Here is a 7807-nt window from a genome sequence, read left to right on the forward strand (position 1 = left end):
CAGTCTTTTGGCAGAAAGGCTATCACGCCACTTCCTACGAAGATTTAGTAAATCGTATGGGAATCAATCGGGCAAGTATGTACAATACGTTTGGGGATAAGCATCAGCTTTACATGCAGGCTCTGCAACGTTACCGCGAAAAAAACCGCACCCAATTTGACCGCTGGAAAACCACTGACCTTACGATTCAGGAGACTATTAGAATGATCTTGAGCGAAGCAGTACAGGAATGTTTGCATGATAAGGAGCGTAAAGGCTGTATGGTGGTTAATTCGGCTACTGAAATGGGAGCTCATGATCCTGAAATAGCCGATATTGTACGAGAGAACCAACAGCAAGTAGAGTCGGTGCTGAGTGAACTATTTACCCAAGCTCAACAGAGAGGTGAGGTGAATACAAACCTCAAACCGGAAGCCTTAGCTCGCTTCTACTACAATACTTTTAGCGGGTTGCGGGTGATGGCCCGGGCTAATCCTGATGCTTCTACTTATCAAGACGTAGTTGAAGTAGCTTTACGGGTGATTGCCTAAAATTTTTACTAATTTCCTTAGTAATAGTCTGGTTTATCATTTACTTTTTGCCCATCATTTTACCCTATGTATTTTTTTACTAATGAAGAAGATTCTGGTATCGTACACCTTGCCCGAAGAGGGAATTAAACCACTGAAAAAACACTTTGAAGTCATCTCCCCTACTGATAAGCATAGCTTTTCGCGAGAAGAGATTTTGGAGAAAATTCCGGAAGTTGATGGTTACTTAGCTATTAACGTTTCGGTCGATGCTGATATCATTGATGCAGCTTCTAACCTGAAAATAATTGCTAACTACGGAGTGGGCTACGACAGTATTGACGTAGAATACGCTACTCAAAAAGGTATTATAGTCACCAACACTCCTACCGCCGTTACCGAGGCCACGGCTGAGACTGCCTTCGGATTGATGCTTGCGGTGCTGCGTAATATTACCTACTGTGACCGTAAGCTTCGCAGTGATGATTCAGACTTTATTTGGGGTATGTTGCAACAGCATACCGGACATTCGATCTACGGAAAAACTTTAGGAATTGTCGGATTAGGAAGGATTGGTCGAGCAGTAGCCCGACGAGCGGTTACCTTTGGAATGAACACACTGTATTACCAGCGAAATCGTCTTTTCGATCATTTTGAACGGCAAGTGAGTGCGCGTTATGTTTCGTTAGATGAATTGCTGGAGCAGTCGGATGTAGTCAGTCTGCACACTCCGCTTACCGAAAGTACCCACCATTTGCTGGGGGCGGCGGAGCTTGATAAGATGAAACCATCAGCTTACTTAATTAATACCGCTCGAGGACCCGTGATAGATGAACAAGCACTTATAAAACGGTTGCAAACCGGAAAGTTAGCTGGTGCTGGTTTAGATGTGTTTGAAGAAGAGCCACATATCCCCGATGAACTACTTCAATTAGAAAATGTAGTGCTAACTCCGCACATCGGTACTGAAACAATAGAAGCTCGAATTGCTATGGCCCACGAAGCGGCCCTCAACCTAGTCACGTTCTTCGAGGGAACACCTCCTCCTCATCAAGTTAATTGAGAGTGGAAAATGGATATTGGAAAGTTGATAATTGGTGAGAATCAGCTCAGTAGCAGCCATTAATTATCAACTGTCAATTTTCCACTATGAATTACATCGCTGGTTTTTCTTCCGGGAATTTCTCTAAGTAATCCTTTACTAGTGCGGGGGGGTCTTGCCCTTTAGCTACAAATAGTAGCGATTCACCATTCATACAGTAGCGCAATCCGGTCGGTTTAGGACCATCGGGAAAAACGTGCCCTAAATGAGAACCGCTGCTACTATCAACTACTTCAATACGGGTCATACCGTAGCGATTATCTTCTTTTAGCACCACTGCGTCTTTATTAATAGGCTCGTAGAAGCTGGGCCAACCCGTGCCAGATTTGAATTTGGTAGATGCTACGAACAACGGCTGTCCGGTAGCAGCTGAATAGAATATACCTTCTTCCTTCACATCATTTAGTGGACTGGAAAACGCTCGCTCGGTTCCTTCTTCCCGCAAAATATTAAATTCACTTTCGGATAACATTTCTTTCCACTCCTGCTCACTCTTTTGAATCGGGTACTGAAAATTTTCATCCGCCCAAATGCCGATGTAACGTTCATCGTAATCCGAGGTTGATGATTCCATCGCATTTTCGTTATCGTCGGCATTATTCTGCGCATTACTGGGTTGGCGCGAACACGCCGCCAGCAACACTACTAGAGCTAGAAAAGTGGTGCTTATTATTATTTTAATCGTTTGCATAATTTCTACGTTTAGTTTCTCTACCGATAAAACGGCTTAGGTTAGTGAATGGTTTAACGAAACAGTTATGATTATAATACCGTAAACATGCCGACAAACGTTATCCCTAAGCAGCAATAATTTTGATTTGCTTTCCGTCGTTTCTAATAACTTATACTGAATTACTAGCTTTTTTCGCGGAGGTCTTATATAATCCTAAGCATTCCATAACTCGCCACTCGTAAAGACTACTACAACCCTTCTCGTCATATTCTCAATTTTCTATCTCAATAAACTCATCTGCCGCCTTCAATAACTCGAGTACAAGATTTCTTTCAATATTTTTTATGGGGCCGAGCGGCTAGGTCTGGCAATAAATATCCCCCATTTAAAAAACGGTATTACATACAGCTATAGAATAATTTTGTTTATTATTTAACTTCAATCAGTAATTTCTTTATATTGTTCACAATGAACCTACTTACATAAAACTGTATGTAGTCATTTCTAGCAGTATAATTATCCTTCCTGCAATAATCTGCTAGTTGCATTGTATAAGTCTTTCCTAAATATGAATGTATAAAAAGTACTTCTTTGGTGCAATTATCGCTGCGGCGGTTCTATTGGTAAACCAGCTGTTTATTCAATTCTGCTTTCAGCAGATCAAAGATGATGTTTACTACATCAATATTGCCGGACGTCAGCGCATGCTTAGCCAGCGGATTAATCTAGTACTATATAAACTCTACGAAGACAGCGGTAGCTTACCTCAGTTGCATACAATGTACCAGCTTTGGCAGCAAACACACCATCAATTGCTTAACCGCCCAACATCTATTTTGCCATTCTCGGAATACGAACGCACTATTAATGCCCTACTGGATGAGCTTACCTATTCTATTAAAAAGATGGGAAAGCATACTCAAGCTATTCAGGTAAGCAGTTCTTTATTGAATGAGGTTAATCGTAACCAGGATATATTTCTTGCGAAGATGGATGAGGTAGTAAATTTGCTGGAGCGAGAGTCTGAAAGGAAGTTGCTTTTCATCATCATTATTGAAGTCTTGTTATTTCTTATCTCATTATTTATTATTCTACTGGAGATACGGTATATTTTTATACCAATTAGTAGAGATCTGAAACTAGCTTTAACTGAAGCAAAAAACAGCACCTTCAAACTCCGAGCTTTGTATGATTCTAAAAACGAAGCTACCACTTTCGTTGATCCTGATTTGGTAATACAGTACAACAATAAGTTGGCCCAGGAGATTACCCAGGATATTTTTGGAAAGCCCGCCCGGGTTGGTGATAATTCATTGGACTATATACTCCCCCGGATACGTGATGAAATGAATGGATTGTATCGGCAGGTACTGGATGGGCAAACAATAGAATTTGAAGAAACAGAAGATGATCAAGTCTGGCTTTTTTCCCTTTTCCCTGTCTATAGCGACAATAAAGAAATTATTGGCATCAGTCACAACGTACGGGATGTATCGAAGCTCCGGAAGTTAGCCTCAGAAAAGCAATATTACGAGCAACAACTTAAGATTATTGCTGAGAACTTTCCGAATGGTTCAGTTAGTTTAATCAATCGCGATTTAGTAATCATCTACACAAATGGATCTGGATACCAGAAATTTGGTATTAAACCGGAAGAGTTTATTGGTTCTTCTATTAAAGAGGCCATTGGTGATAAGCATTTTGAGATTTTAGCTGAAAACTTTGATACAGCACTAGAAGGTAAACCAGTGAAGTACCAAGTTGAGTTTGCTGAACAGCACTTTTTATGTGTGCTTCAACCTATTTTTGATGATAAAGATACGGTAAGTAACGTAGTAATGATCGCGAATGAAGTTACTGAGCTAATTAACTACCAGAATAAGATAATAAATCAGAACGAAAGACTTCGAAGGATATCGTGGATACAATCCCATAAAGTACGAGGTCCATTAGCTACCTTATTAGGATTAATCAATATTATTTCTTTAGAAAATAAAGACCCTAGTATTAATAAATACTTGGTATATCTAAAAGATACAGCCAACATTTTGGACGACCAGATTCAGGAAATCACTGCTGTCACCTATAAGGATCTTATTGTTTAGCACGAATAGATTTCATTCTTAATTTCCCCCAAATATACTACGAATAAGCCCTTTAAGGCCTTTCTTTTTTTCATCTTGCTCCTTTTTAGCAGATTGCCGACGGGTAGAGTTAGGGGGATAAATGCGCTCCGGCCTTCCTTCACCTCTATCTTTCTTAGCAAACAGCTCTCGTAAAAAGCCTCTCTCTTCTTCTTCTCGGTAGAAGTCACAAGCTAAAGCGGATTGTGTGCGGCGAGATGGCTGAGGAAAGCGGGCAGTACGAAGCTTCTTGAAGGTGGCATCTTCGGTAAACGATTTCATAAAATTAGCCCAAATTGGTAGGGCGGTATTAGCTCCCTGCCCTAGACTAATATTACGAAACCGAACCAAGCGATTATCGCCCCCCACCCAAGCTCCAGCTACCAATTTGGGAGTTGCTCCAATAAACCAACCATCGGCGTGCGATTGGGTAGTGCCAGTTTTACCAATCATGTCATTCTTTATGCCGTAGTGATAGCGGATGCGACGTGCGGTACCACTGTCTACTACGCTCTTCATCATTTGCACCATTACATCAGCCGTTTGCTGAGAAAGAGAACGTTTAAATTCGGGCTTGCTATTAAAATTGGCAATTTTGTTACCCTTTTGGTCTTCGATACCTAGTAGGTAAATAGGCTTCACAGTCATACCCCTATTTACAAACGTACTGTAGACAGTCAGCATTTCGTAGAGTGATAGATCAGCCGTTCCCAAGGCAATAGCTGGCTCCTGTGGCAAATCATTCTTTACGCCCATACGGTGTGCTAAGTCTACTACCCGATCTACTCCAGTATTCATCATTAAATCTACCGCTACCGTATTTACCGAGTGAGTCAATGCTCCCTGCATGGAGTAGTAGCCATCGTACTTTCCATCAGAATTACCCGGTGACCAGTCTTTGTAAGCAGTATAAATACGGCGTTCATTAGAAATATACTCACAAGGATCAGCCCCACTTTCTAATGCGGCTGCGTAGACCACCGGCTTAAAAGTAGAACCAACTTGCCGTTTAGCGGTCACGTGGTCGTACTGAAAGTATTTATGGTCAATACCACCTACCCAGGCTTTAATATGTCCATTTTCCGGTCGCATGGCTAAAAATCCGGCATTCAGAAACATCTGATAATAGCGAACAGAGTCTAGCGGAGTCATCGTTTTCTCTGTTTCCCCGGCCCAGCTAAAAAGTGTCATAAGCGCAGGTGTGGTGAATTCCACATGGATTTCATCATCTGACTTCCCAGCCCGTTTTCCACGCCGGTAACGATCCGAATTCATCATGGCCCGGCGAATCATCGTTTCATCTTCTCCCCAAGGTCGTCGGCCCTCCCAGTGCTTATCAAAGGTTTCTTGCAGTTCTGTCATCTGCTTCCTTACCGCATTTTCGGCGTGATGCTGCAAACGAGCGTCTATTGTGGTATAAACTTTTAGTCCATCAGTATAAAGGTTGTACTTACTACCGTCTTCCTTCGGGTGTTCGTTCAGCCACTGCTGCACCTCATGGCGCAGCTTTTCACGAAAGTAGGGAGCTAATCCGGTATTATGTGTAATAAAATTGTAATCTATGGTTAAGGGCAAAACTTGTAGAGAATCTTTCGCTGAATTGCTTAGGTACTGATATTTATTCATTTGACCGAGCACTACGTTGCGTCGCTGTTGAGCTCGTTCCGGATACAAGCGGGGGCTGTACGCGGTAGTGGCTTTAAGCATTCCTACCAAAACCGCTGACTCTTCTACTTGCAAATTAGTAGCCGAACGATTGAAAAATCGCCGGGAGGCTGCTTCAATGCCGTATACGTTCCCGCCAAAGGGAACCGTATTAAGGTATAGCATTAAAATTTCTTCTTTGGCGTATAAATTCTCCATTCGATGGGCGATAAAAGCTTCACGAATTTTATTAACGGGCATTGTCAACAAACCGTGGCGCTGCCGGGGAAACAAGTTTTTGGCCAACTGCTGAGTAAGTGTGCTACCTCCGCCTGAACTTTCATTTTGAAGCAAAACACTTTTTACCAGCACCCGCCCCAAGCTACGGTAGTCAATTCCTTGGTGCTCATAAAAACGAGCATCTTCGGTAGCTACCAAGGCATTTAATAATGATGATGGCACTTTGTCAATAGTAGTAACCGTTCGGTTTTCAATGTAGTAGCGACCTAAGAGTTTTCCATCAAAGGAGTAAACTTCCGAGGCGGTATGATTGCGAATATCTTTTAGCTCGGCGTAATTAGGTAGTTCGCCGAACCAACCTGCATAAACCGCGTAGAGCAAACCAAGAACTGAAAATGCTCCTACTAAACTCAGTAAAAATAATCGCGATACTATAAACCGAACCGGTCGACGCATGAAGCGTCTCTGTTCTTGAACCAGAAAAAAACGAATTCTTTTTATCATACGTAACCTGTAGATGGCATTTCGATAGGCAGCAATCTGCCTTGAGCCAAATTTCTAGCAATACTACGAAGGAAATAGATACTCATTGCGTGATAGACGCGAAATTATTGAACAATCAGGCTTTAAAGCGTAAGGCTGCGTGCCTTATTTAATAGATATTTTAAATTTTTTATCTCACGTTTTTGTGCGTTACTATGCTTAACTCCAAACTCTTCTGCTAAATATTGTTGATAATTTCCCCAATCTGTTAGTTACCTCCTCACTAGCCATCGCTGCTTTCTGTTTATATAGCATTGACAATCAACTAAATATAATAGTGGCATCATTCTAACACCACTGCGAATACAGAAATTTCACATTCAGGTTAATGAAACGGTTATGAAGAGTATCACATTTATTATAAGTTTATTTACGGTGATTTCAATTGCTCAGGCTCAGGATATATCCTACGAAGCTGTTGCATTTGATCAGTCAGACTTTTACGAAGCCGATGCGCCCTATGAGGGTAAAATTCCCCTCGGTGAACACGAGATTCCCAAAAAAGTGCTAAGTGCCTTTCAGACGAGCGTCTTTCAACACACCGAAATAGTCCAAGTATTTTTACTACAAGACGAAGGTTTGCAGGAAGCTATTGGAGAGGAATCATCGGATCAACCGTCACAACTGTACGAGTTTCAGCTACGCTTTCATGGGAAATCATTTCAACAATATTTTACAGATGAGGGCGACTTATATATAGTGCCTGACTCGGTATAACTTCTTTCGGTCGGTCACACAAGGTAATTAGCTTCATATCGTTCTAAGTGCAAACATAATTTTTTTACTTATGCGTCATTGGATTAGCGGTTTATTTTTATCTACCACCATTTGCGTTGTTATGACTGTAAAAAAATTAAATGAAGAGACGATAGGTATCGTAGAAAGAACAATTATTGAGGCCCATACTGGTCGGCTCACTGGCCTCCTGATCCAAGTATCGGAACAGTGCTTACCTGCACAAGAAATACAGCGC

Annotated in this window: 6 protein-coding genes; 4 read left to right on the top strand and 2 right to left on the bottom strand. The window is 41.6% G+C overall.

What is annotated here, in order from left to right; genetic code table 11:
* Together WBA23_RS11080 and WBA23_RS11085 are read left to right on the top strand one after the other, a co-directional pair.
* A partial coding sequence (locus WBA23_RS11080) for a TetR/AcrR family transcriptional regulator (protein ID WP_424582344.1) occupies positions 1-530 on the top strand: 530 nt, incomplete at its 5' end.
* An 82-nt stretch (positions 531-612) separates the two neighbouring features.
* Positions 613-1572, top strand: a complete 960-nt coding sequence (locus tag WBA23_RS11085) for a 2-hydroxyacid dehydrogenase family protein (RefSeq protein WP_424582345.1) — start codon at positions 613-615, stop codon at positions 1570-1572.
* Between the two features lie 91 nt (positions 1573-1663).
* On the opposite strand, the gene msrB is transcribed toward WBA23_RS11085, so the two are convergent.
* A complete protein-coding gene (gene msrB, locus WBA23_RS11090) occupies positions 1664-2302 on the bottom strand; it encodes a peptide-methionine (R)-S-oxide reductase MsrB (RefSeq protein ID WP_424582346.1) in 639 nt (212 codons plus the stop codon).
* A gap of 554 nt (positions 2303-2856) precedes the next feature.
* On the opposite strand from msrB, the gene WBA23_RS11095 reads away from it, so the two are divergent.
* Positions 2857-4389, top strand: a complete 1533-nt coding sequence (locus WBA23_RS11095) for a PAS domain-containing protein (RefSeq protein WP_424582347.1) — start codon at positions 2857-2859, stop codon at positions 4387-4389.
* Positions 4390-4407: 18 nt separating this feature from the next.
* Here the strand turns inward: WBA23_RS11095 and WBA23_RS11100 are convergent, their stop codons facing one another.
* Positions 4408-6795 (bottom strand): penicillin-binding protein 1A, encoded by a 2388-nt coding sequence (locus tag WBA23_RS11100; RefSeq protein ID WP_424582348.1) that lies wholly within the window; start codon positions 6793-6795, stop codon positions 4408-4410.
* Positions 6796-7173: 378 nt separating this feature from the next.
* Between WBA23_RS11100 and WBA23_RS11105 the strand changes: the two genes are divergently transcribed.
* Positions 7174-7551, top strand: coding sequence for a hypothetical protein (locus tag WBA23_RS11105; RefSeq protein ID WP_424582349.1), 378 nt, complete (start codon positions 7174-7176; stop codon positions 7549-7551).
* The last annotated feature ends 256 nt before the right edge of the window (positions 7552-7807 follow it).

The sequence above is a fragment of the Tunicatimonas sp. genome, from assembly GCF_049647865.1.
Classification (GTDB): Bacteria; Bacteroidota; Bacteroidia; order Cytophagales; family Cyclobacteriaceae; genus Tunicatimonas.